This window comes from Klebsiella sp. Ech2A, from assembly GCF_030078455.1.
GTDB classification, from domain to species: domain Bacteria; phylum Pseudomonadota; class Gammaproteobacteria; order Enterobacterales; family Enterobacteriaceae; genus Klebsiella; species Klebsiella terrigena.
Genome location: NZ_JAQGFU010000007.1, coordinates 56,191 through 81,680, shown reverse-complemented (window position 1 = coordinate 81,680; position 25,490 = coordinate 56,191). Strand labels below are relative to the sequence as shown.

At 55.4% G+C, this 25,490-nt stretch carries 24 protein-coding genes, 1 other RNA gene and 1 pseudogene; 11 read left to right on the top strand and 15 right to left on the bottom strand.

Annotated features, from left to right (window positions below):
- Positions 1-1,047: penicillin-binding protein activator (locus tag PFH44_RS03540; RefSeq protein ID WP_283824305.1), on the bottom strand; the 1,047-nt coding region annotated here is incomplete at its 3' end.
- A 63-nt stretch (positions 1,048-1,110) separates the two neighbouring features.
- Here PFH44_RS03540 and rsmI point away from each other — a divergent pair.
- Positions 1,111-1,974 (top strand): 16S rRNA (cytidine(1402)-2'-O)-methyltransferase, encoded by an 864-nt coding sequence (gene rsmI / locus PFH44_RS03535; RefSeq protein WP_045856650.1) that lies wholly within the window; start codon positions 1,111-1,113, stop codon positions 1,972-1,974.
- A gap of 50 nt (positions 1,975-2,024) precedes the next feature.
- Here rsmI and PFH44_RS03530 read toward each other — a convergent pair whose 3' ends face one another.
- From PFH44_RS03530 to kbaZ, 12 genes are all read right to left on the bottom strand, one after another.
- Positions 2,025-2,735, bottom strand: a complete 711-nt coding sequence (locus PFH44_RS03530; protein ID WP_283824304.1) for a galactosamine-6-phosphate isomerase — start codon at positions 2,733-2,735, stop codon at positions 2,025-2,027.
- Positions 2,736-3,527, bottom strand: a complete 792-nt coding sequence (gene agaD, locus PFH44_RS03525) for a PTS galactosamine transporter subunit IID (RefSeq protein WP_045856657.1) — start codon at positions 3,525-3,527, stop codon at positions 2,736-2,738.
- On the bottom strand, positions 3,517-4,314 hold the full coding sequence (gene agaC, locus PFH44_RS03520; protein ID WP_283824303.1) for a PTS galactosamine transporter subunit IIC: 798 nt from the start codon (positions 4,312-4,314) through the stop codon (positions 3,517-3,519). The genes agaD and agaC overlap by 11 nt, the downstream gene beginning before the upstream one ends.
- 52 nt (positions 4,315-4,366) lie before the next feature.
- Positions 4,367-4,843, bottom strand: coding sequence for a PTS galactosamine transporter subunit IIB (gene agaB / locus PFH44_RS03515; protein ID WP_045856662.1), 477 nt, complete (start codon positions 4,841-4,843; stop codon positions 4,367-4,369).
- Positions 4,844-4,909: 66 nt separating this feature from the next.
- On the bottom strand, positions 4,910-5,788 hold the full coding sequence (gene kbaY, locus PFH44_RS03510) for a tagatose-bisphosphate aldolase subunit KbaY (protein ID WP_045856665.1): 879 nt from the start codon (positions 5,786-5,788) through the stop codon (positions 4,910-4,912).
- Positions 5,789-5,800: 12 nt separating this feature from the next.
- The gene (locus PFH44_RS03505; protein ID WP_283824302.1) at positions 5,801-6,955 is read right to left on the bottom strand and encodes an SIS domain-containing protein; all 1,155 of its coding nucleotides are present in this window, start codon (positions 6,953-6,955) and stop codon (positions 5,801-5,803) included.
- Between the two features lie 298 nt (positions 6,956-7,253).
- Positions 7,254-8,387, bottom strand: coding sequence for an N-acetylglucosamine-6-phosphate deacetylase (gene nagA / locus PFH44_RS03500; protein WP_283824301.1), 1,134 nt, complete (start codon positions 8,385-8,387; stop codon positions 7,254-7,256).
- On the bottom strand, positions 8,384-8,818 hold the full coding sequence (gene agaF, locus PFH44_RS03495) for a PTS galactosamine/N-acetylgalactosamine transporter subunit IIA (protein ID WP_045856672.1): 435 nt from the start codon (positions 8,816-8,818) through the stop codon (positions 8,384-8,386). The genes nagA and agaF overlap by 4 nt, the downstream gene beginning before the upstream one ends.
- 17 nt (positions 8,819-8,835) lie before the next feature.
- The gene (gene agaE, locus PFH44_RS03490) at positions 8,836-9,714 is read right to left on the bottom strand and encodes a PTS N-acetylgalactosamine transporter subunit IID (RefSeq protein ID WP_123708928.1); all 879 of its coding nucleotides are present in this window, start codon (positions 9,712-9,714) and stop codon (positions 8,836-8,838) included.
- On the bottom strand, positions 9,704-10,483 hold the full coding sequence (gene agaW, locus PFH44_RS03485) for a PTS N-acetylgalactosamine transporter subunit IIC (RefSeq protein WP_045856676.1): 780 nt from the start codon (positions 10,481-10,483) through the stop codon (positions 9,704-9,706). Before agaW ends, agaE begins: the two co-directional genes overlap by 11 nt.
- A 10-nt stretch (positions 10,484-10,493) precedes the next feature.
- Entirely contained in the window at positions 10,494-10,967 is a 474-nt protein-coding gene (gene agaV, locus PFH44_RS03480; RefSeq protein ID WP_045856677.1) for a PTS N-acetylgalactosamine transporter subunit IIB, read from the bottom strand.
- Between the two features lie 19 nt (positions 10,968-10,986).
- Complete coding sequence (gene kbaZ / locus PFH44_RS03475) at positions 10,987-12,282, bottom strand: tagatose-bisphosphate aldolase subunit KbaZ (protein WP_283824300.1); 1,296 nt, start codon at positions 12,280-12,282, stop codon at positions 10,987-10,989.
- A gap of 249 nt (positions 12,283-12,531) precedes the next feature.
- Between kbaZ and PFH44_RS03470 the strand changes: the two genes are divergently transcribed.
- Positions 12,532-13,341 carry a DeoR family transcriptional regulator gene (locus tag PFH44_RS03470; RefSeq protein ID WP_045856682.1) on the top strand — a complete coding sequence of 270 codons (810 nt, stop codon included), beginning with the start codon at positions 12,532-12,534 and terminating at the stop codon, positions 13,339-13,341.
- A 52-nt stretch (positions 13,342-13,393) separates the two neighbouring features.
- Here the strand turns inward: PFH44_RS03470 and garD are convergent, their stop codons facing one another.
- The gene (gene garD / locus PFH44_RS03465; RefSeq protein WP_283824299.1) at positions 13,394-14,965 is read right to left on the bottom strand and encodes a galactarate dehydratase; all 1,572 of its coding nucleotides are present in this window, start codon (positions 14,963-14,965) and stop codon (positions 13,394-13,396) included.
- Positions 14,966-15,367: 402 nt separating this feature from the next.
- Between garD and garP the strand changes: the two genes are divergently transcribed.
- From garP to PFH44_RS03435, 6 genes are all read left to right on the top strand, one after another.
- On the top strand, positions 15,368-16,702 hold the full coding sequence (gene garP, locus PFH44_RS03460; RefSeq protein WP_283824298.1) for a galactarate/glucarate/glycerate transporter GarP: 1,335 nt from the start codon (positions 15,368-15,370) through the stop codon (positions 16,700-16,702).
- A 28-nt stretch (positions 16,703-16,730) separates the two neighbouring features.
- The gene (gene garL, locus PFH44_RS03455; protein WP_045856688.1) at positions 16,731-17,501 is read left to right on the top strand and encodes a 2-dehydro-3-deoxyglucarate aldolase; all 771 of its coding nucleotides are present in this window, start codon (positions 16,731-16,733) and stop codon (positions 17,499-17,501) included.
- A gap of 28 nt (positions 17,502-17,529) precedes the next feature.
- A complete protein-coding gene (gene garR / locus PFH44_RS03450; protein WP_123708925.1) occupies positions 17,530-18,420 on the top strand; it encodes a 2-hydroxy-3-oxopropionate reductase in 891 nt (296 codons plus the stop codon).
- Between the two features lie 64 nt (positions 18,421-18,484).
- Entirely contained in the window at positions 18,485-19,630 is a 1,146-nt protein-coding gene (gene garK, locus PFH44_RS03445) for a glycerate 2-kinase (protein ID WP_045856692.1), read from the top strand.
- 32 nt (positions 19,631-19,662) lie between these two features.
- Positions 19,663-20,040: RNase P RNA component class A (rnpB, locus tag PFH44_RS03440), an RNA gene on the top strand.
- 59 nt (positions 20,041-20,099) lie between these two features.
- Positions 20,100-20,444, top strand: a complete 345-nt coding sequence (locus PFH44_RS03435; RefSeq protein WP_283824297.1) for a hypothetical protein — start codon at positions 20,100-20,102, stop codon at positions 20,442-20,444.
- A gap of 16 nt (positions 20,445-20,460) precedes the next feature.
- On the opposite strand, the pseudogene PFH44_RS03430 reads toward PFH44_RS03435, so the two are convergent.
- A pseudogene (locus tag PFH44_RS03430) lies at positions 20,461-21,571 on the bottom strand (IS3 family transposase).
- A gap of 210 nt (positions 21,572-21,781) precedes the next feature.
- Between PFH44_RS03430 and PFH44_RS03425 the strand changes: the two are divergent.
- The 3 genes from PFH44_RS03425 (at position 21,782) to PFH44_RS03415 (ending at position 25,236) form a co-directional block, all read left to right on the top strand.
- Positions 21,782-22,933: a tail fiber domain-containing protein gene (locus tag PFH44_RS03425; RefSeq protein ID WP_283824296.1), complete on the top strand. Its 1,152-nt coding sequence runs from the start codon at positions 21,782-21,784 to the stop codon at positions 22,931-22,933.
- Positions 22,934-23,062: 129 nt separating this feature from the next.
- Entirely contained in the window at positions 23,063-24,940 is a 1,878-nt protein-coding gene (locus PFH44_RS03420) for an S-type pyocin domain-containing protein (protein ID WP_283824295.1), read from the top strand.
- A complete protein-coding gene (locus PFH44_RS03415; protein ID WP_283824294.1) occupies positions 24,937-25,236 on the top strand; it encodes a hypothetical protein in 300 nt (99 codons plus the stop codon). Before PFH44_RS03420 ends, PFH44_RS03415 begins: the two co-directional genes overlap by 4 nt.
- Positions 25,237-25,490: the final 254 nt, after the last annotated feature.

Here is a 25,490-nt window from a genome sequence, read left to right as displayed (position 1 = left end):
AGTGACCGGCTCTGCTGCCGGCGGCGTCGCCTGGTCCGCTGCCGGCGTCTGTACCGGCGCCTGCGCGGCGTTTGCCGCGGTGAGATCGCCGATTTCCGCCTGCGACGGGCTGACTACCTCGCCCCCGGCGGCGCTTGCCGCCTGCGCGACCTGCGCAGGTACCGCGCTCCCGGCAACCGCCGGGGCGCCGTTTTTCGCCGCCTCAAACCCCTGCTGGATCGTGCGGCCAAATACCGCCGCCTGGCCGTTTAACGGCAGCAGCAGGGCGATTTTATTGGTTGATGCCGGCTTATAATTTTGCATGTTCACCAGCGCCGTCGGCAGCATTTTCGCGCCCGGGTTCTGCGGATAGCGGGTCTGCCAGTCTTTCACTCCGGCTTTGAGCAGGGTCGGATCGTTACGATTATCAAACCACATACGCTGCAGATCCAGCCAGCCCTGCAGGACGTTCTCGTCGGCATTGATAACCAGCGCGTTGGCCTGATCCTGGGTCATCGAGGTCAGCGCTTTCCAGGTCTCGTCGATATTCTTCTGCTGCTGTTTCGGCTGGCCTAGCAGCGGCTGCTGGGCGATAAGCGCGCGCAGCAGGGTAATTGACGGGCGTCCCTGGCTGGCATCGATTTGCGCCTGCCAGTAGCGGGGCTGCTGGTTGGTCTCAAAGCTTGCCGGATCGAGCTTGCTGAGCAGCGCCTGAGCGCCCGGGAAATCGTTCTGGGCCAGCTTAACTTCTACCGCCAGCAGCGACTGCTCGCGGGCCTGCGTTTTGTTGAGGCTAGCCGGCAGCTGGTTGAACAGATCGATGGCCTGCTGCTTTTTGCCCTCTTGCAGCAGTGCACGAATGGCGAGTAATTGCCAGTTGGTCTTGCTATCATTCGCGCTTTGCTGCATTTGCTGTAGGTAATAACTGGAGTTTGCCTGTGCCGTACCCTGTAAAAACGCCGTGCTTTGATCCGGGGTATGGGTGCCGCAGCCAGCGAAGATCAGAGCAGCCAGCAGTACGGGCAGACAACGCGCGGGTTTAGAACGAAGAAATGTTGACGGTACCATATGTATCCAGTGATATTTTTTTGGCTCAATGCTCAATATTAATTCGGCAATACGGACGAGACAATGAAACAACACGAATCAGCAGATAATTCTCAGGGGCAGCTCTATATCGTGCCCACGCCGATAGGTAATCTGTCTGATATCACGCAGCGTGCGCTGGAGGTGTTGCAAGCCGTTGATTTAATTGCTGCAGAGGATACCCGCCATACCGGTTTACTGCTCCAGCACTTTGGGATTAACGCCCGGTTATTTGCCCTTCACGACCATAACGAGCAGCAAAAAGCTGAAACACTTCTGGCAAAGCTGAAGGACGGGCAAAACATCGCCTTGGTCTCCGATGCGGGGACCCCGCTGATCAACGATCCCGGCTATCATCTGGTGCGCACCTGCCGCGAGGCCAATATCCGCGTCGTGCCGCTGCCGGGACCGTGCGCGGCGATTGCCGCACTGAGCGCGGCGGGCCTGCCGTCGGACCGCTTCTGCTATGAAGGCTTTCTGCCGGCAAAATCGAAGGGACGCCGCGATACGCTGAGGGCGCTGGAAGAAGAGCCGCGGACGATTATTTTTTATGAGTCCACTCACCGCCTGCTGGAAAGCCTGGAAGATATCTGCACGGTGCTGGGAGAGTCCCGCTACGTGGTGCTGGCGCGCGAGCTGACTAAAACCTGGGAATCGATCCACGGCGCACCAATCGGCGAGCTGGTGGCGTGGGTGAAGGAAGATGAGAACCGCCGTAAGGGCGAAATGGTGCTGATCGTCGAAGGGTTCAAGGCTCAGGAAGAGGCCCTGCCTGCGGACGCGCTGCGGACGCTGGCCCTGCTGCAGGCGGAGCTGCCGCTGAAAAAAGCCGCCGCGCTGGCCGCTGAAATTCACGGCGTGAAGAAAAACGCGCTGTATAAGCACGCGCTGGAGCAGCAGGGCGAGTAGTTTGCTCTGTACTCGATAAGCCGGGCAGGCGTGGCGCCGCCCGGCAGCTCTTACATTGCGCAGTACAAACAGGTTGCCTGCGGGTGTAGCCACAGGAACGATGCCGGAACGCGGGTCGATACTTTTCCTTCTCTGAACGCGGCGAACGCCTGCTGTTTTCCCTCACCGGCTACCAGCAGTAATACCTCTTTTGCCGCCAGAATATCCCTAAGACCCAAGGTTACCCCCTGCTCGACGGGAGCTGATGCCTGTTTCAGCATATCGTGCAGGCGGGTGCGCTCATCGAGATAGGTAATATGGCAGGCGGGTTCCAGGAAGTCGTTCGGTTCGTTAAGTCCTAAATGACCGTTCTTACCTATCCCCAACAGACAAAGGTCTAAACCGCCACACCGCGCAATCTGTTCAACAACCCGCTGGCATTCCCGTTCGTCAGCCTTATCGGAAGCAAACGAAATATAGCGATCGGGCGTGACGGCGAGCGGCAGAATAATTTGCTGCTGCAAAAACGCTTCGCAGGTTGCCGGGCTATCGGCCGATAGCCCAACCCATTCATCGAGCTTCACGAAGGTAACCTGACTGGTATCCGTTTTTTGTGCCTGCACCTTTTCAACAAACATTTGATAGGCCAGCAGCGGCGTAGCGCCCGTCGCCAGACAAATTACCGCGTCGGGCTTACGCTGAATGAGCGCCAGCAATCGCTCGCTAACGTCCTTGCTCAGCGCACGGTAATCGCTCAGCTCCTGAAAAGCTATTCTGCTCATTTACAAAATCCCCAGCGCGGAGCCCAGAATCGCCAGCACAAAGGTGACGGCAATCAGCAATACCGGATGCGCCTTTTTCACCCGCAGCAGGTAATACATCAGCAGGGTGTAGCCCATCGGTAAGATGTTTGGGAACACCTTGTCGAAAAAGTCCTGCTGCAGCGCAACGTTATGCGTGGCGTCGATGGCAAAGGTGGTGACGACGTTAATATGCACGTAGGACGCAATCAGGCCGCCAATGACCGTGATCCCAAGTATCGTCGCCGAGCGGGCGATCATCTGCGAGTTTTCCCGCACCTTATCTATCGCTTTTATCCCCACCGAATAGCCGACATGCGTCCAGCCCACGCGCAGGAAGAAGATGGCAAGATAGACTGCGAAGAACAAAATTGGCCCCAGCAGGTTGCCCTGGCTGGCGAAGGAGGAGCAGATCCCGGCCATAATCGGTAACAGGGTGAACCAGAATATGGCGTCGCCGATGCCGGCGATAGGACCAAAAAGCGCGACCTTGAGCCCTTTTATCGTGCTGCGGTTTTCACCTTTCTCTTCCATTGAAATCAGCAGACCCATCAGGAAGCCGACCAGGTTAGGGTGCGTGTTAATGAACTCCAGATGATCCTTCATGGCGGCGCTGAGGCCTTCTTTGTCGCCTTTGTAGATCTTCTTCAGGATCGGCAACATTGCCCACGTAAACCCACCGGCCTGCATACGCTCATAGTTGAAGCTGGCCTGAAGCAGAGAGGAACGAAACCCCAGGCGAGTAATGTCTTTTTTACTGATTTCAGATCCCATTGCTGTAATCCTCTGCATCGTTTTTCTGGGTTGCCGCCTGCGCGGCATTTTTAGCTTTGGCATTAAAGAATTCATAGACCGCAAACCCGGCGCCTAATACGGCAACCGGCAGCAGGTTACTGACCTGGATATAGCATACGAACAGGAAGCCGGCGATGAGGTAAGGAATGTACTGCGCCTTGAACATAACGCGCAGCAGGAGGCCAAAACCGACCGCAGGCAGTATGCCGCCAGCGACTTCAAAACCGTGCGTTAGCCAGGCCGGCATGGCTTTTACCAGCGCCTGCATCGCGCCCTGCGCAAGATAGGTGCAGAGAAAGGCGATAGCCGCATAGGAACAGGCGACAATGAGCGTTGTCGTCCAGTTAAGACGGGAAAACGCCGCCGTATTCGCCTCCTTCGCGCACTTATCGGCCCTTGACATAAAGAGTGAAAATGCCGAGTAGAAAAACAGAATGACGTACTGCATCAGCAGGCTAAACGGCAGCCCTAAACCAATTGCGGTTTTCGCATCCACCCCGGTTGTCCAGGCGATGACGGTGGTCATCACGCCAGCCATAATGGGGTTTGGCGGCTGCACGCCTCCGGCAGGCGTCAGGCCGGCAAAAGCCAGCTCGGTGAGACCGCCGGTGATCAAACCGATATGGATGTCGCCAAGAATCGCACCGGTAAGAGTACAGACGATAATCGGACGAAAAAGGAACAGCGCTTCCAGCCAAAAATCTATCCCAAGAACAAAAACTAACGCGGCCAGGGATATTCCCTGAAGGAGTGTAATTTCGTGCATTTTGTTGCCTCGTAATGGTGACTTTCGCTATTAGAATATCGAGACACTGCAATTAATCAGGAATGCCCTCTTTCGCATCACCAGGAACATCCTGAATAAATAGATTAATACCGCTGCGCTTGATAAATCGCAGATCGTCTAAATCACTATCATCGACATATACCTTGCTGCTGATCTGTTTTTTCCCCTCAGAGAAATGCATATTTCCTACGTTGACGTCTTTCAACGACAGGCCGCCTTCGATCAGCCTTCTGACGATGGCCGGAGTGCGGCAGATTAGAAAAATCTTCTGATGAGGAGCCGCTTTCGCAATGATCGCGATTGTTTTCTCGATTGAGAAAAAACGAATGCCGAAGCCATAGGTATCAGCGGTAATGCCCATCAGCTTTTGCTGTATATCGTCATTTGCGACTTCATCATCGACGACAATCAGTAAGTTAGCGCCAATGGTTGATGTCCACGTGACGCCAACCTGGCCATGTACCAGGCGGTTATCAATCCGGGTTAATAAAATATTTGGAGTACTCATATTAGTAATTCCTGCCGATATAGGCTGTGAGTTACGCGTTGTTGAAATAATATAATTATGTTTAATTTACGAAACGGATGGCGAACAGATCGCTAATTTATTCGCTGAACCGCAGACGTTGATTTTGCTTTTTACCACTTCTTTCATGGCATCCATACCGACACGCATGTAAAAGCGTGGGTCATTGCCATCAGGATGTTCGCCGAACCACTGTTTTACGGCGCCGGAAAACGCAATTTTCAGCTCGGTTGCCACATTGACTTTGCAGACCCCGAGCTCAATGGCGCGACGCACGTACTCGTCAGGGACATCGCTCGCGCCGTGCAGGACCAGGGGCACATCAACCACGTCGCGAATCTCCCCCAGACGGTGAAAATCAATTTTTGGCGTTTTGGTATAAAGTCCGTGAGCGGTGCCGATAGCCACCGCCAGGCTGTCGACGCCGGTCAGTTCGACAAAGCGTTTTGCTTCCTGCGGGTCGGTCAGAAATGCGCTTTCGGCATCTACGCTCATGTCATCTTCCATGCCGCCCAGGCGACCGAGTTCGGCCTCTACGCTGCAATCATGCTGGTGGCAGAATTCGACGACTGATTTCACCAGCTTTACGTTCTCATCGAAGGGGAAGTGGCTGCCGTCGATCATGGCGCTACGCACGCCGGCGTTAACCTTGCGGCGGATATCGTCCAGCGATTCATGGTGATCGAGATGCAGCGCCAGCGGCATGTCGTAGGTGGTGGCGTAGGCGCTGCACAGGGCGTAGATCTCCTCCAGCGCGATATGCTTAAAGGTGCCCGGCGTGCCGGCGAGGATCACCGGCGATCGCATGGCGCTGCAGACTTCGAGGATCGCCTGGATCGTCTCGGCGTTATGAATGTTAAATGCCGGCACCGCATAGCCTTTTGCCTGGGCATCCAGAAGGAGATATTTAGTTGAAATAATGCTCATGATGCGATCCTCTTACGCCTGCCATGGATGAATAACAACGCCCTGTACCACGCGGTTAACCGTTCCGCTGGCGGATGGGGTGTCCGGAGTATTACCAACGCTGATGGACTGCGTGAGGGCGAATACCTGGGCATACATCAGGAAACAGAAAGCCAGCTCAACGTCGATAAACGTGCGGGAAGGCGGCAGCAGAATATGCGGACCCGCTGCGATAACGGCATTTGATTCGTCGCTAATCGCCACCACGCGCATTGCCTGTTTATCGCGACGCAGCTCGGCCAGCAGATCGAGATCGTACTGCCGGGTATAGGGATGGCTGGAGACAAATACCACCACCAGCGTTTCGTTATCCACCAGCGATTTCGGCCCGTGACGAAAGCCGGTTGGGGAGTCATAAAACGCCGCCAGCTTACCGGCGGTCAGCTCGAGGACCTTGAGGGCCGATTCGCGCGCCGCGCCCTGTAATCCGCCGCTGCCGAGATAGACGATCCGCCGCCACGGCTCATTGCCAAATACGCCGTTATTAAATTCGCCGAGCGACGTGAGGATCGTCTGACAGCGATCCGCCACGTTGCGGAAGGTTCTGCTGCCGATCGCCTCGGGCGCGAACACCGCAAGGCAGCTCGCCATCATGGTGGTAATACTGCTGGTCATTGCAAAGCCGCGGTCGTGCGTTTCCGCCGGCATCAGTAGCGCAAAGGCGTTGTCGCTGTTTACCGCGTTTTGATACAGGTTGCCGGATTCATTACAGGTAATCGACAGGTGGTAACAGTCCGGGACGAACTGATTGGCCAGCTCTACGGCGGCAACGCTCTCCGGGCTATTGCCGGAGCGGGCGAAGGAGACCAGCAGCAGCGGGCGTTCGGCGTTGAGATAGTCCATCGGATTGGTGACCAGGTCGGTCGTTGGCACCGCGCTGATGTTTTTTCCGGTATGGCGCGCCAGCCAGGGCGCAACGATCTCACCGATAAAGGCGGAGGTTCCTGCTCCCGTCAGAACGATCCGCAGGTCGTCTTTACGCAGTAATGGCGCAAGGAAGTCGTCGATCGCCGAACGGAGATTGTCGATGTTGGTGAGCGAGCGGATCCAGCAGGCGGGCTGTTGGCGGATTTCGGTTTCTGTCCAGGTGCCGGTCGCGGCGGAGGTAGCGGTATAGGTTTCAGGCATAACACAGTCCTTAGTCGTGTGAATTCCACATCAGACGCTGGCAAAATTGTCGCTATCTTTCGTTTCGTTTCACTTATTCATGTAATCAGCTAAATAAAATCTATAGGAAAGAAATCGAAACTTCAATCAAAGAAACAAGAAATAAAACGAAACTGTGATCGGGAAACAATGAATATATCTATCTATATGATAAATATGTTTTTTAATTAAATAATCCCAGGGGTTACGTTCTTTTAGAAAGAAAAAGAAAGGCCTTGCGCGACGAGGGCGAAGGCCAATATGACGCATAATGAAAGGGCTAAAGGGGGAGAGCCTGGCCCTGAATCCAGATTTGCTGAAGGTGTAGCCCGTCGTTTAGCGCAATAACGTTCGCGCATTTTCCCGTGCGTAACGATCCCAGCCGATCGTCAATACCCAGCAGGCGGGCGGGGTGCAGCGAAGCCATATGAATGGCCTCTTCCGGCGCCGCTCCCGCCAGTTCGACCATGTTGCGAACGGCCGCATCAAGCGAGAGCGTACTGCCTGCCAGGCTACCGGAGGCCGTTCGTACGATACCGCCGCGCATTTCCACCGCTTCGCCGCAGAGCGAATAGCGGCCATCGGGCATGCCGGCTGCCTGCATCGCATCTGTTATCAGGACCATGCGCTGCCCGGCGCAGCAGGAGCACAGACGCATAGCCGCGGGATGAACATGATGCCCGTCGGCAATCAGCTCCAGCCACGCCCGCGGCGTGGTGAGCCCGGCACCGACCATGCCCGGCTCCCGGTGATGTAATCCGCTCATCCCGTTGTAGCAGTGCACCAGCCCGTCGGCACCGGCAGCGAATGCGGCGCAGGTTTGTTCATAGGTGGCGGCGCTATGGCCCAGCATCACCCGCACGCCATGCCGTTTAAGGTGATGAATCGCCGCTATTGCCCCCGGCTTTTCCGGCGCCAGCGCCACTACCCGCAGCGTTTGCCGCGAGCGGACAATGAGCGTATCCAGCTCGGCGACGTCCAGCTCGCGGAACAGCTCAGGCGGATGGGCGCCTTTATTCTGCGGGGTGAAGTAGGGCCCTTCCAGATAGCTGCCCAGCACCAGCGCGCCGGGACCACCGGAAAATACGCGCCGGGCGATGCGTTCCAGCGCGCCGTGGATGGCCGGCAGCGGCGCGGTGACGGTAGTCGGCAGCCAGGCGCCGACCCCCTCGCGCATTTTATATATTGCCAACCGGTCGAGCGCGTCCGGCGCCTCGTCCATCACATCAATACCCGCGCCGCCGTGGACATGAATATCGATGTAAGCCGGGCAAAGGAGATCGGCGTCGCGAGCGGTTACGCCGGCGGGGACAGGCTCGACTGCGGTGATGACCCCTGCTTCAATACGCAGCTGATGATCGGCAAGCCAGCCCTGCTCGGTTAGCAGTCGTCTGGCGCGCAGAATCTGCGTCATATCCCTTCCTCTATCGGTTTGTCTTCGCGGCAGCGCGCGAGCTCGTCGACCAGGCTGGTTAATCCGCGGTGCCCGCACTCCAGCGCCTGCAGGCGAAACGCTTCGCTGTTCAGGCCCTCGCGTTCCAGGACCATTTCCAGCAGCAGCTGCAGATTGGTGCCGGTAATCACTTCACTCCCTGGTTTTTGCATCGCCAGCGTTGAGGCCACGCGAAATGGCGTACCGCCCAGAAGGTCAGTCAGAAAAACGATATCATCTTCAGCGCCCAGCTGGCCCACCGCCTGTTCCAGCTGCGAGGTGAGCAGTGCGGTGGTTGAGGTCTCTGGAAAATCGATAGCGATAAACTGCGACTGCTCGCCCAGTATTTGTTTCATCGCCATTGCCATACCGCTGGCAAAACCGCCATGACCCGTCAAAATAATACCTAACATTGCATACCTCTTTGTATTTACAGGAAGTGGCAGAATTTACCCACAACGCCCAGGACGACGGTGAGCGCGATGAGGCGCAGCGGGCTCCAGCCGCGGCGTACCAGCCAGAACATGGCCAGGGTATAAACCAGCGGTAGAAACGCCGGCATCAGCTTATCGATAACATCCGTTTGCAGCTTCACCACCGCATCACCCGCGGTGATTTCCAGGGTGGTGCTGAGGCGAACATAGGTTGCCACCAGCGCGCCGATCACCGTCATCCCGACGATTGACGCCGCATGCCCGACCTTTTTGGTATTGGCTTTAATTAACGGTATCGCCGCCACGCCCATACGATAAGCGTAGTGTGCCAGGCCAAAGCGCAATCCGAGATGTACCACGTTAAACAGCACAATAAACACCACCGCGCCGAGAATAGAACCCTGCAGCGCAAGGCTGGCACCAATGCCGCCGCAAATCGGCAGCAGCGTCAGCCAGAACATCGCATCGCCAATCCCGCCGAGCGGGGCACCGACGGCGATTTTGGTGCTCTGAATGCTGTTGACGTCCTGCTTGGAGCGCTCCATCGCGAGGATAATGCCAATGACAAAGGTCACCAGGAACGGGTGGGTGTTGAAGAAGCCCATATGGCCTTTCATGGCACGTGCCAGGTCGCGCTCGTTGGTGTGGATCTTTTTCAGCGCCGGCAGCAGGCCATACAGCCAGCCGGATGCCTGCATACGTTCGTAGTTGAACGAGGCTTGCAGGAGCATGGAGCGCCAGGCGACGCGGTTAATATCTTTTTTCGTTAGCTCCGCACCGAGGGTCTGGTCTTCGTAGACGTTTTCATTCACGCCGGAAAGCAGCGTCCCTTCGGAGGTGGAGACGCCTGGCAGAGTGGTTTGATTAGATGCCATCTTCGAATTCCTCTTTCTGTGCCGCCTGCGCAGCCGGTTCTGGAGATTTGCGCAGCAGGTCGATGAGCGCCATAGCCAGCGCCGCGGCGGCAATCGCCAGTACCGGTAGCTTCAGCCACGCTGCGGCCACAAAGCCGATGATAAAGTAGGGGATATAGACGTTTTTCATCATGATTTTCAGCAGCACGGCGAAGCCGATAGCCGGCATGATGCCGCCCGCCACGCCGAGGCCGTCAATCAGGCGCTCCGGTAGCACATCAATGGCGGTTTTCGCATGTTCCGCCCCGAAAAAGATAGGCAGGAAGGCGCAGAGAAAATAGAAGGTCCCTAACGCCAGCAGGGCCAGATAGTTCACCCGCTCAATACCCCTGGTATCGGCGTTTGCCGCCATTCGGTCGCAGCGGGACATCACGCCGGACATTACCGAGAACAGGAAGGTGATTCCCATCTGTACCGCGACGGCGAAGGGGACGGCGACGCCGACCGCGACATCAGGCTTCACGCCGGTGGTAATGGCAAAGGTGGTACCGACGATAGTGCCGATAATCACGTTTGGCGGCTGGGCACCCGCCAGCGGGGCCAGCCCCATCCAGACCAGCTCCAGCGTGCCGCCGGTTAAAATACCGGTATGCAGATCGCCCAAAATCAGGCCGACCAGCGGGCCGAGGACCACGGGTCGGTGCATATGGGTTAACCCGTTGAACATATCGAGGCCGGCAATAAAGGCAAGAATACCTAATGCAAAAGCCTGCAATAGACTGATTTCCATTATGAATCCCTCATAGTAGTTTAAAGAGATCCAAAGCGGGTTCTGTCGGAACGCCCTGAACGAAGCATTCCACCCCGGCGGCCTTCAGGCCGTTAAACGCGGCAATATCGTCAGCGTCTACAGAAACCGTTTTGGCAATGTGCTGTTTGCCATTGGCGTAGTGCATATTTCCTACGTTGATCCGCGCGACGGGAACCCCGCCCTCCACCAGCCTGAGGAAATCAGCCGGTGTTTTACAAACCAGCAGAATTTTTTGCCGATCGGCAGCGCGGTGGATATTTTCAATCACTTTTTGCAGCGACCAGAAGCGGACGGCGATCCCCTCCGCCAGCACCATCTCCATCAGATTTTGCTGTACCGAATCTTCAGCAACCTCATCGTTGGCCACCAGCACCAGGTTAGCCCCCGCAAATCCAACCCACTGGACGCCCACCTGGCCGTGGATCAAACGTTCATCAATACGACTTAAGACAATGTTTGGCATCGCGTTTTCCTCTTCGTTGTTATGCGTTATGGGACGTAACGCCCTGACAGGCAGCGTGGTACTGCTGCAGTATGTCCTGAATGTGGTCGATGATGAGTTCCCGCGGTGTCGCCTTGAGATCGCCCTCGCGAACTTTGATGTACTGCAGCGGCATATACTGGCTGATGAGCGGCAGCGGAATCGGCCAGTCCGCCAGATTACGCACCAGGCGTGCAAACGCCTCATCGATCTGGCTGTCCGGCCAGTAGTAGCGGACGCGATCGGAGTAGCTGTAGCCTCGCGCCAGGCGCCGCGCATTGCCGTCGCCGTGATAGTGGTTTTGCCAATATTCCGGGCGATCGAGCATGACGTTTTCCAGCACGTGGCGCAGGCCGGAACACGCTTTCGCGGGCAGGAGTTCTTCCTCTATCGCCGCCAGCGAGAACAGGGCTTCGCGCAGGGCGAAGGTGAGCGCCGGGCCGACTTTGAGAATGGCAAAGTGATCTTTCACCAGCTGACGCAGCGCCTGCGGCGTCTGATAGTCCGTGGAGTGGGCTTCAAATATTAGCGTGTCATAGGCTTCCACCATGGCGCTCAGCGCCACGGCTTTCTGCGGCTGATAGTCGATAACGTTGATATGATCGAATTCGACGCCGGGCTGGACCACCAGGCCGATAATGCGCGGCCAGATATGGCTCAACCCCTGCTTTGCAAAGGCATGGCGATGCGCTTCCAGCGTCGCGCGCGCCGCATCAGGCGTGGTGACCTGCAGTTCGGTAAGCGTTTCATGGGCGCCGCCTGGGACGGGCACTTCGGTGCCTATTACGTAGACGAGATCTGATTCGCCAAAGTGCTCACGGCAGGTCTCTTCGGCAATTTTTGCCAGTCGGGCTGCGCGGTCTGCGACGATCTCATCGGTTAACGGCAGCGGATCGCCCTCGCAGGACATGCTGCAATCGAGATGGATCTTCTTAAAGCCGGCGGCGACGTAGCTTTTAATGAGATCGTCGGCATTGGCCATCGCCTGCGCGGCGGGCAGGTTTTGCCAGCGGTTAGGGCCGAGATGATCGCCGCCAAGGATCAGCTGCGACTGGGGAAAATCGAGCGAGCTGGCAAGCTGGCAGACGAAGCCGCGGAAATCAGTGGGCGTCATGCCGGTATAGCCACCGAACTGATCCACCTGATTGGAGGTGGCTTCGATCAGCAGCGGAGCCTGCTGGGCCCGGGCGTAACGAATGGCCGCTTCGAGTACCAGTGGATGCGCGGAACAGACGGCATAAATCCCGCTTGTGCTCCCTCGTTTATGCTGTGCCACCATTTCTGTAAGATGTTTCACTTTCCTCTCCATTTCGGATGGTAATGATATCAATCTTTCGTTTTGTTTCATTTAATACTGCGTCATGGTGCGGTAAAAATAAAACGAAAGATAATAGTTTTCCGATCTGTTTCACAAAAGAAACATAATGAAAGGTTTCAGCGTCAAGGTATCTCCCCCTTAACCGCGTTGCGGGGCTTGCATTCCGCTAAAAGAAAGGTGTTAATAGGTAAATCGAAATGAAATGAAAGATTAGTTTAGGGAATGCTTATGAGTGGCACCGATTCTTCCATAGAGAAGCGCCTCGCCGGGACCAGCGAAAGGCGAGAGCAAATTATTCAGCGGTTGCGGCAGCAGGGAAGCGTGCAGGTTAACGATCTTTCCCTTCTGTTTGGTGTCTCCACGGTTACGATCCGCAACGATCTGGCGTTTCTGGAAAAGCAGGGCATTGCGGTTCGTGCCTACGGCGGGGCTCTGATTTGCGATAGCAGTACGCCGGGCGTGGAGCCTTCTGTTGAGGATAAAAGCTCGCTGAATACCGCGGTAAAGCACAATATTGCCAAAGCGGCCGTTAAGCTGATTCAGCCGGGACACCGCGTCATCCTTGACTCAGGCACCACCACGTATGAAATAGCTCGCCTGATGCGCCAGCATGCTGATGTGATTGTGATGACTAACGGCATGAACGTCGGCAATGCGTTACTGGAGGCGGAGGGAGTAGAGCTGCTGATGACCGGGGGCCATCTGCGCCGTCAGTCGCAGTCGTTTTATGGCGACCAGGCCGAGCAGTCTTTACAGAATTACCACTTCGATATGCTGTTTCTCGGCGTGGATGCTATCGATCTGGAACGTGGTGTCAGCACGCATAATGAGGATGAAGCCAGGCTCAACCGCCGGATGTGTGAAGTGGCGGAGCGTATTATTGTCGTGACGGACTCCAGCAAGTTCAACCGTTCCAGCCTGCATAAAATCATTGATACTCAGCGTATTGATATGATTATCGTCGATGAAGGCATCCCCGCAGAAAGCCTGGAAGCGCTGCGTAAGCATGGAATAGACGTTATTTTAGTGAATGCCTAAAGCGTCATTCTGCAGCCCTCTCCTGAAGCAGAGAGGGCTGACCTTTAGCGGATCAGGTCACCGGCGCCGGGTTAAACACCGCCAGCTGGTTATGCAGCCCCCACTGGTCTGAAAAGGTTTTCTTCCGGTCGCTGGCGACGTCAAGAATAAACTCAAACAGCTTCAGGCCCACGTCTTCGATAGTCTCTTCGCCGGTGGCGATAGTCCCGGCGTTAATATCCATCAGATCGTACCAGCGGTTCGCCAGCTCGGTGCGGGTTGCCATTTTAATGACCGGCACCGCGACGAGGCCGTACGGCGTACCGCGGCCGGTGGTGAACACCTGAACCGTAATGCCGGATGCGACCTGCTGGGTACCGCAAACAAAATCGCTGGCCGGCGTGGCGGCAAATATCAGCCCGCGCTTCGTCGGACGCTGGCCCGGCGATAGCACTTCGACAATCGCACTTTTCCCCGATTTAGCGATAGAGCCCAGCGCCTTTTCCACCACGTTGGCGAGGCCGCCTTTTTTATTCCCCGGGGAGGGGTTGGCGCTGCGATCGGTTTGGCCGAGATCGAGATAGTTATCGTACCAGGCCATCTCTTCGAGCAGGCGTTTACCGACCTCCTCGTTCACCGCGCGTGGCGTGAGCAGATGAATGGCGTCACGGACTTCGGTGACCTCTGAGAACATCACCGTCGCGCCGCAGCGTACCAGCAGGTCGGAGGCATAGCCGACCGCCGGGTTGGCGGTGACGCCGGAAAACGCGTCGCTGCCGCCGCACTGCATGCCGACCACCAGCTCGGACGCCGGGCAGGTTTCGCGCTGGCGCTGGTTGAGCTTCGCCAGGTGACGCTCTGCAACCTGCAGAATATCGTCGACCATGGATTGAAAACCCACGTGATGCTCATCCTGCAGCCGCACGATGCTGGCGCTATCAACGGCAACGGGCTGAACATCTTCCGTCCCCTGCAGCAGACGCTCTGGCTGCAGCTTTTCACAGCCGAGGCCAACAACCATTACCTCGCCGCCAAAATTTGGGTTCAACGAGATATTGTGGATAGTGCGGATAGGCACCACGGCCGCCGGCGCGTTGATGGCGACGCCGCAGCCGTACAGGTGATTGAGGCCCACCACGCCATCGACGTTCGGATACTTCGGCAGCAGATCGCGTTCGATGATTTTGACCACGTAATCGACAACCCCGGCCACGCAGTGCACGCTGGTGGTGATGCCGAGCAGATTCTTGGTCCCGACGCTGCCGTCGGCATTGCGATAGCCTTCAAAGGTATAGCCTTCAAGCGCCGGCAGCGCCTGCGGGACTTTGGTCGCCAGCGGCAGGGTATTCAGCGGCGGCGCGCTGGGCAGCTCTACCGTGGACTCGTCAATCCAGCTGCCGCGCGCGATATCGCGAACGGCGTAACCGATGACTTCGCCATAGCGAATGATTTCGCCGTGAACCGGAATATCCACCAGCGCCACCTTATGGCCCTGAGGAATATGTTCAATCAGCTCCAGCCCGTCCGGGAAACGACTCCCCGCTTTCAGGCCATTATCATTGACAATAATTGCCACATTATCGGTGTCGTGTACTTTAATATAAAACGCGCTGGGCGATTGTTGTCTAATTTCGATGTCGGCCATTGTCCAGTATTCTCCAGCCAGGTGGGGATAATAAAATAGTTAGCTCTATATAAAATCTAATTGAGGATGTTCTCAGTATTGTGGAATTAGAATGTCAGGAGTTAGCGAGCAAAAATGTGATGGCGATCACTCATTATCGCGATAGCCGCGCCAGCAGCGGCATCAAAGCGTAAATATGTGCATTAGCGCCCATCATTATATGCATATGTTTAAAGTAATATTTATATAAACCTCATTAATTGTGCTTTTGCACAATGCGCGGCCGATGCCTGCTGTTTATACTGAATGACGATTTCATTACGCCAGAATTGCTATTTGATGTTTGTTTTTATTTAAAGGGCATCTTTAGCATAACGCTTAAATAATAATAAAATAACTTCTCGAGTACCTGAGGTAAATAAAATGATGCTTGATACGGTTGAAGGAACAAAAAAAGGTTTCCCCACCCGATATTTAATTTTACTAATAATCTTTATCGTTACTGCCGTTAACTATGCCGACCGCGCAACGCTCTCCATTGCCGGAACCGCAGTAGCAAAAGAGCTTCAGCTCAGCGCCGTGTCGATGGGATACATTTTCTCCGCCTTTGGCTGGGCCTATTTGCTGATGCAAATCCCCGGCGGCTGGCTGCTCGATAAGTTTGGCTCGAAGAAAGTCTACACCTACAGCCTGTTCTTCTGGTCGCTGTTTACCTTCCTGCAGGGCTTTGTTGACGTCTTTCCCATCGCCTGGGCCGGGATTTCGATGTTTATTATGCGGTTTATGCTGGGCTTTTCTGAAGCGCCGTCATTTCCGGCTAACGCCCGCATCGTTGCGGCCTGGTTCCCGACCAAAGAGCGCGGTACCGCCTCCGCTATCTTTAACTCTGCGCAATATTTTTCCCTGGCGCTGTTCTCGCCTCTGCTCGGCTGGTTAACCTTCGCCTGGGGCTGGGAGCACGTGTTTACCGTGATGGGGGTCATCGGTTTTGTCCTCACCGGCCTGTGGGTAAAGCTGATTCATAACCCGACCGACCATCCGCGGATGTCAAAGGAGGAGCTGAAGTTCATCTCTGACAACGGCGCGGTGGTGGATATGGACCATAAAAAGCCCGGCGGCAATACCGCCAGCGGGCCAAAGCTCCACTATATCAAGCAGCTGTTAACCAACCGCATGATGCTGGGCGTATTCTTCGGCCAATATTTTATCAACACCATCACCTGGTTCTTCCTCACATGGTTCCCGATTTACCTGGTGCAGGAAAAGGGGATGTCGATTCTGAAAGTGGGGCTGGTGGCATCCATCCCGGCGCTGTGCGGTTTTGCCGGCGGCGTGCTGGGCGGCGTGTTCTCTGACTATCTGATTAAACGCGGCTTTTCTATCACGCTGGCCCGTAAGCTGCCTATCGTGCTCGGCATGCTGCTGGCTTCAACCATTATTCTGTGTAACTACACCGATAACACCGCGCTGGTGGTCATCCTGATGGCGTTGGCGTTCTTCGGCAAAGGCTTTGGCGCCCTCGGCTGGCCGGTCATTTCTGATACCGCACCGAAAGAGATTGTTGGTCTGTGCGGCGGGGTCTTCAACGTATTTGGTAACGTGGCGTCCATCGTTACTCCGCTGGTCATTGGTTATCTGGTCAGCGAGCTGCATTCATTTAACGCAGCGCTGGTGTTTGTCGGTTGTTCAGCTCTGATGGCGATGGTTTGCTACCTCTTCATTGTTGGCGACATCAAACGTATGGAACTGCAAAAATAATTCACGGTTAAGTGACAAGGTATAAGCGATGAATAACGATATCTTCCCGAACAAATTCAAGGCAGCGCTGGCTGCGCACCAGGTGCAGATTGGCTGCTGGTCCGCGCTGGCAAGCCCCATTAGCACCGAAGTCTTAGGCCTTGCGGGCTTTGACTGGCTGGTGCTGGACGGCGAGCATGCGCCAAACGACATTACGACCTTTATCCCACAGCTGATGGCGCTGAAGGGCAGCGCCAGCGCCGCGGTTGTGCGGGTCCCGACCAACGAGCCGGTGATTATTAAGCGCCTGCTGGATATCGGCTTTTACAACTTCCTGATCCCGTTTGTGGAAAGCAAAGAAGAGGCGGTGAACGCGGTGGCCTCCACCCGCTATCCGCCGGAAGGTATCCGCGGGGTTTCCGTTTCTCACCGCGCCAACATGTTTGGCACCGTGCCGGACTACTTCGCGCAATCCAACAAAAATATCACCATCCTCGTACAGATTGAGAGCCAGCAGGGCGTAGATAACGTCGATGCCATCGCGGCAACCGAAGGCGTTGACGGCATTTTTGTCGGCCCAAGCGACCTGGCCGCGGCGTTGGGTCATCTCGGCAACGCCTCTCACCCTGACGTTCAGCGCGCGATTCAGCAGATTTTTGCGAGTGCGAAAAAGCACGGTAAGCCGAGCGGCATTCTGGCGCCGGTAGAGGCCGATGCGCGTCGCTATCTGGAATGGGGCGCCACCTTTGTTGCCGTCGGCAGCGACCTGGGCGCATTCCGCTCCGCCACGCAGAAGCTTGCGGATTCTTTTAAAAAATAACCCTCGGGATCAAAAGAGAGAGAACGTTATGACGATGAAAGTTGGTTTTATTGGCCTGGGCATCATGGGCAAGCCTATGAGCAAAAACTTGCTGAAAGCCGGTTACTCGCTGGTGGTTTCCGATCGTAATCCTGAAGCGGTTGCTGAAGTGATGGCTGCCGGGGCAGAAACGGCGGCTACGGCGAAGGCGATTGCCGAGCAGTGCGATGTGATTATCACGATGCTGCCGAACTCCCCGCATGTGAAAGAGGTCGCGCTGGGTGAAAACGGCATCATTGAAGGCGCGAAGCCGGGTACCGTACTGATTGATATGAGCTCCATCGCGCCGCTGGCCAGCCGCGAAATTAGCGAAGCGCTGAAGGCAAAGGGTGTGGATATGCTCGACGCACCGGTAAGCGGCGGCGAGCCGAAGGCGATCGACGGCACGCTGTCGGTGATGGTCGGCGGCGATAAGGCTATCTTCGATAAATACTACGACCTGATGAAGACGATGGCCGGTTCGGTCGTGCACACCGGCGAAGTGGGGGCAGGCAACGTGACGAAGCTCGCCAACCAGGTGATCGTCGCGCTGAATATTGCCGCGATGTCTGAAGCGCTGACTCTCGCCACCAAAGCGGGCGTCAATCCGGATCTGGTGTATCAGGCTATCCGCGGCGGCCTGGCGGGGAGCACCGTGTTGGATGCGAAGGCGCCGATGGTGATGGATCGTAACTTCAAGCCAGGCTTTCGCATTGACCTGCATATTAAGGACCTGGCCAACGCGCTGGATACGTCCCACGGCGTGGGCGCTCAGCTGCCGCTGACGGCGGCGGTGATGGAAATGATGCAGGCGCTGCGTGCCGATGGTCTGGGTACCGCCGACCACAGCGCGCTGGCGTGCTATTACGAAAAACTGGCGAAAGTGGAAGTCACTCGCTAACAAGAAGGGCGTGAAACGCGCCCTGTAATTCTTGCCTTGCGCGGCACTGTCAGGCTACATAACTATGAAAATCGTAATCGCCCCAGACTCTTATAAAGAAAGCCTTTCTGCCATTGAGGTAGCTCAGGCAATAGAAAAAGGATTTCGGGAAATTTTCCCCGATGCGGAGTATGTTTCCGTCCCGGTTGCCGACGGTGGCGAAGGCACCGTTGAGGCCATGATTGCCGCCACGCAGGGCTCTGAATATACCGCTCTGGTTACCGGGCCGTTAGGTGAAAAGGTGAACGCCAGCTGGGGTATGTCCGGCGACGGTAAAACGGCGTTTATCGAGATGGCGGCCGCCAGCGGACTGGCCCTGGTTCCGCCGGCGCTGCGCAATCCGCTGTTGACGACATCGCGCGGGACCGGCGAGCTGATTCTCCAGGCGCTGGATCATGGGGCGAAAAATATCATCATCGGCATCGGCGGCAGCGCCACTAACGATGGCGGCGCCGGGATGGTGCAGGCGCTAGGGGCCAGCCTTCGCGATGCTAACGGCAGCGAGATTGGCAACGGCGGCGGGAGCCTCGCCAGCCTGAATGCCATCGATCTCCGCGGTCTGGACGCCCGGCTGCAGGAATGTGCCATCCGCGTAGCCTGCGACGTGACCAATCCTCTGACTGGCGATGTGGGCGCCTCGCGTATTTTTGGCCCGCAGAAGGGGGCGAGCGAAGCGATGATCCTCGAGCTGGATCGCAATCTTGAACACTATGCCAATGTGATAAAAAGCGATTTGCGCGTGGACGTGAAACAGGTGGCGGGAGCCGGCGCCGCCGGAGGTATGGGGGCCGCGCTGATGGCGTTCCTCAATGCTGAACTGCGCAGCGGGATCGAGATTGTCACCCAGGCGCTGAATCTGGAAGAGCATATCCTCGACTGCTCGCTGGTGGTGACCGGCGAAGGGCGGCTTGATAGCCAAAGCATCCACGGCAAGGTGCCGGTCGGCGTGGCGAGCGTGGCGAAGAAGTACCATAAGCCGGTGATTGGCATTGCTGGCAGCCTGACCCGCGACGTTGGCGTGGTGCATCAGTTCGGCATCGACGCGGTATTCAGCGTGCTGAATAATATTTCGACGCTGGAAGAGGCCTTTCGCGGGGCATCGGACAATATTTATCGCGCGTCGCGCAACATCGCCGCGACATTGCGGGCCGGGATGGCGATGGAGGGATGACAACCGGTGGCAAACCCTCTATACTTCGCGCCGAAGCTGACCAGACAGTCGCCGCTTCGTCGTCGTCCTCCTTCGGGGGAGACGGGCGGAGGGGAGGAAAGTCCGGGCTCCATAGGGCAGGGTGCCAGGTAACGCCTGGGGGGGAAACCCACGACCAGTGCAACAGAGAGCAAACCGCCGATGGCCCGCGCAAGCGGGATCAGGTAAGGGTGAAAGGGTGCGGTAAGAGCGCACCGCGCGGCTGGTAACAGTTCGCGGCACGGTAAACTCCACCCGGAGCAAGGCCAAATAGGGGTTCATAAGGTACGGCCCGTACTGAACCCGGGTAGGCTGCTTGAGCCAGTGAGCGATTGCTGGCCTAGATGAATGACTGTCCACGACAGAACCCGGCTTATCGGTCAGCTTCAACTCATTCCAAAACAATACGTTGGTGTATCTCAGGTGCTCAGAAGCAAAAATGGGATACAGAATGGGATACACCAACGGTTGCTACATCCCCCATACCCTTCGCAGAAACGACATTTACTATGTCTACTTTCGCTTTCCTGATAGCCAGTTTTTCCGTTGTTCTTTGGGTACTGATAGTCCCCGTCGCTGCCGGTTTATCATTGCTCGTCTCAGCCCGTACATATCCCTCTTCAGACTTGGTAGGATACGTCGCGAACAACTTCTCAAGATCATTAAGACGATGAAAAAACTAACGATGCAGGACATTGATTTATTCGTAGCTGGTTTGAATGCCGAGATTTTGCAGTATGTGGAGTCTATACCCGCAGAAGCGCTGACCCTGACCCCGAATATGCTCCAGTCATAATCAGGAATAACCGGCTTCATGTTGGCTGCATATTCAGGCAACCGGCAGACTTTTCAGCAAATTCAGATGGCGTCATCCAGCCCAGCGCAGAATGGGGACGTCTCTGGTTATAGTGTATGCGCCAGGCCTCGATTTTGCACCGCGCATCCTCCAGGGACATGAACCAGTTTTCGTTCAGGCATTCCTGCCGTTACCTGCCGTTGAAGGACTCCACCGTCGCATTGTCCGTCGGTGTTCCCGGGCGTGAGAAGTCGATTCTGATGCCTCTTTCGTACACCCATCTGTCCAGCATTTTCCCTGCAAATTCAGAACCATTATCGGTTTTCAGCAACTGAGGTAAAGGACGTCTGAGCGCTATGCTGTTCAGCATTTTTGCCACTTCTGTTGAACGCAAATTCTGCCCCACGCAGATCCTCAGGCATTCGCGGGTGTACAGGTCGATCACCGTCAACAGGCGCAGTCGTCGCCCGTCAAACAACGCATCAGAGACAAAATCCATGCCCCAGACGTGATTCGGATACAGACCCTGAGGCTGCGGTTGTCGGCGCTGGGCCGATTTATTGCGGCGTGGCCGTTTGAGGCGCAGCGACAGACCCTGCTCACAGTAGAGGCGGTAGATTCTTTTGTGATTATCGCGCCAGCCTTCCCGCCTGAGCATCACGTGTACCCGGCGGTACCCGTAATGAACCCGGGTTTCGGTTATCTTACGGATGCGTAGCCGCAGTGCGCTGTCGTCGGCGGCCACAGAACGATATCGAAACGAGCTGCGGCTGACCCGCAGCGCAAAACAGACCTGTCTCTCACTGGCCCCGTAGCGGGCTTGCAAATCCCTGACCCATTCGCGCAGGCGTGCCTGCGTCAGCTCTTTTTTGCCAGCACGTCCTGCAGCATCGCCTTGTCGAGGCTCAGATCGGCAACCAGCCTCTTCAGCCGCAGATTTTCCTCTTCCAGTTGCCGCATATGTGCTTCAGCTCCGAAGGAGAAATGCCGCCGTATTTTTTACGCCACGTATAGAAAGTGGCATCCGAAATGCCCAACTTGCGACAGACGTCCGGCACTGACGTACCCAGTTCAGCCTGCTTCAGGGCAAAAACAATCTGCTCTTCGGTGAATCGTGACTTTTTCATCGGCACATCCTCCGTTCAGGGGAGTGTTTATCGTGCCGCAATTCTGTTTCTGAATGGAGCAGGATTTTGGGTCAGGGTCAGTAAATATATGACTGACTCTCATCTGTTGACAGCCTTTCAGGAGCAGAGTAAGGTTATTTTTTTTACTGTATATATATACAGTATCAATAAAACACCAACCACACCGAACCAGCAAAAAAGGACATTATGATGGCTGAACAGAAAACTAACGCTCAGGTACTGAATGGCGTGAATGACGACATCACCGAGCTCAAATCCCTGACCACACTGCGCAAACGTCTCGTCAGCGACGGGGAAGTTGTTTCAAAATCAGCGAACGCATTCCGGCTCGCCAGCGGCAATACCGGCGTCATTCTGCGTAATGATGGCCGGGATTTTTATGCCCTGACCACAGTCGATGGTCAGGCGCAGGACGGTCAGTGGAACACTCTGCGGCCGTTTTCGTTCAGCTTGTCCACGGGCCGGGTCTCCCTGCGTAACGGCGTTGACATCTCCGGCGGGGCGGTGGTTTCCCATAATGCAGGAATTTCCACTTCCTTCACCGGACCGGACCCGCTGATTAACGGGCAGGTCTATGATGCCGCTCCAGTGTATACGGATTTCAATACTGGCAAAGTAACCGCAAGAATGCTGATGGGGGCCAGAGTTGTTGCCGGGAAGGAGGACTTCGGGTTGCTTTCCTACCGCGACTGGCACGGGAACTGGAATGAACTCCGTGTCCGCTCTAATGCAGAGATGGATGCCGGGCAGTATATTAAACGCAATCAGGATGGCTGGTTCAGGGCGGAGGGAAACAAAAATAACAGCAGTACCGAAAGAGTGACTAACGGGGTTCATCTGCAGGGGGCTGGCAATCTGTGCGCTGACATTTACCACTATGAGCGTATCGGTCAGCACCATTTTATGGGAGTCCATGTGGCCAATGGCGGTGCCGACGGCTGGTATGAATTCCGAAATAATGGTAACGCCTACACCAACGGAACCTGGAACAGCAGCTCAGACGCCCGCATGAAAACGGACATCGAAAAAATCGGCAATGCGCTGGACAAACTCGACAGCATCGGCGGTTACACCTACCTCAAACAGGGTGTGTCGGAAGCGGGCGTGATTGCCCAGGAAGTGGAGACCGTACTGCCACAGTCCGTCACACAGACCACGCTGACGCTCAATGACGGCAGCATTCTTGAGGATGCGCGCGCTGTTAACATCAACGGTGTGGTGGCTCTGCTGGTTGAGGCACTTAAAGAAGAACGTCAGGCACTGATGCAGGAGCGGGAAGCCAGAGAGTTGCTTGAGCGACGTCTGGAAGCGCTTGAAGAACGTATGGGCCGGGAGGGCTGATTCATGGATGAGTATGATGGCTACAATGGGGTGCCGCCAGTGATGGGGCGTATCTGGTTACCCGCTGATAAAAACGGGACGGGCTGTCGGATTGCTATCTGTTAACAAAAAAGATAAAGGCTGAACAATATGACAACTGAACTGAATGGCCCGGGAAATATTGCCGGGGATTATCAAGGCGGCACAGGCGCTAACCTCAATGAAAGGCCTGACAATTCGACTCCGGGGGGCGGTAACAATGGTAATTCCGGTAACCATGACCCGAATTCGGTCTCCTCATCCGCTGCAGATAAACAGATTGCTGCTGTAAAAAGCGACCCAAAAGTACGCCAGAAACTGGCAGATTTAATTAAAGGGGCAAAAGCAATAAATCCAAACGCGCATCTCACTATTACGAAACTGTCACAAACTGGTGAGATGACTATACAGATAGATGGTTTAACCGTTGACCAAACTTCCGCGATTGGTTTAGGCGGAATTATTACCATCACCGGCACAGATGGTCCTCATTCCTTTGGCAGTTTCGACACCGGGCATAAAATTGGTGATTTCAATAACAAGCCTGACGGCAACAATGGTAATGCAGAAAATCTTGCTGAAAATAAGACCTCAGTTGATAACTATGCATCTATCATGCAGGGGGAAATACCTAAGGGATTCTGGGTTAATAACGAAAAGGTCATGACTGAAGTTAATGTGCCATTCGAAACAAATGTCGGCGGGAAAGGAAACCCCGTTAAGGGCACCAGAAAGGAAAACGTGGAGGTTAAGTCGCTGACTGAAGCGTATAAAAACTGGAAGAGAATAGAAGGCGAAATCGCAGAAGAGGCCCGTAAAGCAGAGGAGGCTCGTAAAGCAGAGGAGGCCCGTAAAGCCCTTTTTGACAAAGCCGGCATTCAGGATGCCCCGGTTTATACGCCGGAGATGGTGAAAGGGGCAAACTCGGCGCTGTCTGCCGGAGGTGCAATGGCGCTCAGCCGGGCCCCGGGGATGATACAGTTCTCGGCGGCGGGAGTGGGGACGCTTCCTTTCAACAGTAGTCTGGCGGGATGGGAGGCCGGTGCGCTCTGGCGCGGCGTCGACGTGCTTGCCAGAATCGCGCCGGTCGCGTCCGCCGTGGTCACGGTTGCCACGGTGCTCACCCTTGTCAGGGCAGCGCTGGATATCCCGGCAGCCGGCGAAGGCAGCGACAGAGTTCCCGGCCGCGACATTGACATGCTTGCCGCCCAGGCCAGCCTGTACACGGCCATGAAGACGGAAATTCAGCCGGGGATGAAAACCGTTAACCTGCCGGTAAGGGGGTATATCTCGAACGACGGCAATGGCCGACAGTCGGTTAACCTGGTCAGGACGGGGACGGGCGGGATTTCGGCCACAGTGCCGGTGCTGAACGGTGTACGCGACAAAGCGACCGGCCTGGATAAAATCACGGTACCTGCTGTGGCTGGCGCGCCGTCGCGGACCATTCTGGTGAATCCTGTGCCGGTCGGTCCGGCGGCGCCATCTCATACCGGCAACAGTTCGCCGGCGCCGGTGACGCCTGTGCACACAGGGACGGAGGTGAAACAGGCTGACAGCATCGTCACCACCACGTTCCCGGCTGCGGATATTCCGCCTCTGCAGGACTTCATCTACTGGCAGCCCGATGCGACCGGGACGGGCGTCGAGCCGATTTATGTTATGCTGAATAGTCCGCCAAAATCAGTTAATCATAAGCACAAGCATTATCCGCCTAAAGGAGTGCCCTGGAAGGATATTGTTAATAAAACTGCTAATGGAGGGAGTGCTAAATTTAAACCAGATGTAAATATTCCTGAAATTGATATAGATGCATGGGAAAATGGACAAACAACAGCAAAACACCCCACATGGAAGGTTAAGAAGTATGATTATGTAATTGGAGCTTATGCTGGAAAAGAAACTCAGTGGGTTGTTGTAAAAGAATCACAGGGAGTTATTCACTCTCATCCAGTATCTGAACAAAAAGCTAAGGAGTACATGAAATGAGAATCAACCGTATAGATATCGACTTCAAAGGTGGGATGGTAACTGATGATACATTATTTATAACGGATTTTGATGGGTCAGTAGACTACATCGATGAAGATATATTGCTGGTTGAATATGAAAATGACTTTTCAGTAGATGTCTCATTTCATGAAGGCCCAAACAATTTAAGTGTTAACGTTATACGTGGAAGCAACTGGGATAATCCTGTATACAGCAAAATTATAGGACTTCGTGATAAAACTGCATTGTTACAATCAATCAAAGAAGCAATTGAAATTGCAGTTAAAGGCTAGAAAATACTATGCAATTTAAGATGGTTGGACAGTACCAAATTGCCTCCGTCCAAAAATACGATGTCGAATAGCTTTTCACTGCTCTAAGCCGCCCGATCCTGGGCGGCTTTTTTAGGGGGAAGGAGGGCCAATTCCACGCCATCACCGTGGCCAGATGCTCTACCACCTCCGGCCCCGTGTAACCGGCCAGGATAGCCAGCGCCCTGGCGCCCGCTTCACGGGACAGCGGACTGCGGAATCCGAATCCATTCGTC